This is a genomic window from Vibrio sp. 10N.222.49.C9 (assembly GCF_041474985.1).
In the GTDB taxonomy this organism is placed as follows: Bacteria; Pseudomonadota; Gammaproteobacteria; order Enterobacterales; family Vibrionaceae; genus Vibrio; species Vibrio crassostreae_C.
In genome coordinates this window covers 1-553 of the sequence record NZ_JBFRVD010001322.1, presented here as the reverse complement: position 1 = coordinate 553, position 553 = coordinate 1, and the positions used below count along the sequence as shown (strand labels likewise).

Below are 553 nucleotides of genomic sequence, written 5' to 3'. Positions count from 1 at the left end.
AAATATCTCTTCATATCAACATCTCTACAACACCCTTCTTTTAGCTCTCTTTGAGAGCACTCTTTCCTTGCTGTCTCCTTATTCGTCACTTCTCAACTATCTTATTGATAATAAACCAGTCACATTGATAAAGAGCGGACCCAAAGTCTTTGTCTATCATCATTAATGCATTGTGAATTCGTAATGTTTATTAACATCTGAACGCTTTATAAACACATTGTGATTTAATTAGGAAAAAGCTTTAAAAACAGGTTTTTAAAGTAGATTTAACATCTTGAAACATCTATCTTTAAAGGTATTGACGCTCAATAAGGAAATACTATGCGTATCAATTGGTTTTTGATGTTTTGTGCATCTCTCATCTTGGTGGGGTGTGGAGAAAAGCAAAATGCCGTTTCAGAGCCTGAATCTCGCCCAGCGAAACTTCTCACTGTGTCTGTTGGAGACAAAAGTTTTGAACGTGTGTTCCCTGCATCTTCTGGAGCAGGCGACCGTGCAGTACTTGCTTTCAGAGTTCCTGGAGAACTCATCGAATTGCCTGCTACGGCTGGAT

Annotated in this window: 1 pseudogene; it reads left to right on the top strand. The window is 38.5% G+C overall.

The features are described from left to right. Window positions 1–321: 321 nt before the first annotated feature. Window positions 322–553, top strand: a pseudogene (locus AB4585_RS28110) (efflux RND transporter periplasmic adaptor subunit); the annotation flags it as partial.